The sequence below is a fragment of the Nitrosopumilus sp. b1 genome (assembly GCF_014078545.1).
Taxonomy (GTDB): domain Archaea; phylum Thermoproteota; class Nitrososphaeria; order Nitrososphaerales; family Nitrosopumilaceae; genus PXYB01.
In genome coordinates this window covers 1-422 of the sequence record NZ_MU078714.1, presented here as the reverse complement: position 1 = coordinate 422, position 422 = coordinate 1, and the positions used below count along the sequence as shown (strand labels likewise).

Below are 422 nucleotides of genomic sequence, written 5' to 3'. Positions count from 1 at the left end.
GATGATGTAATGAAGTCTGCAGTAGTTGCTAGTCCTCTAAAGCTTTATGATTGCTGTCCATTCTCTGATGGTGCAAGCTCTGTTATTCTTTGTTCTGAAAAATTTGCAAAAGAACACGGCGGTGATTATGTTAAAGTAATCGGTTCTGGTAGAGGCGGCTCACCAGCTGCATTACAGGGACGTGAACAACTTACAACTATTCCAAGTACAAAGATTGCATCGGAAGCAGCATACAAGATGGCAGGAATTACCGCAAAAGATGTAGACTTTGCAGAAGTACATGATTGCTTTACAATAGCAGAAGTAGTTGACACTGAAGACTTGGGATTCTTTGAAAAAGGAAAAGGAGTTCAAGCAGTTCGTGAAGATAGAACAAAATTAAATTCTGATATCTCAATTAATCCTTCAGGAGGTCTAAAATC

At 39.1% G+C, this 422-nt stretch carries 1 pseudogene; it reads left to right on the top strand.

The window, feature by feature from the left end:
- Positions 1-422, top strand: a pseudogene (locus tag C6988_RS11155) (acetyl-CoA acetyltransferase); the annotation flags it as partial.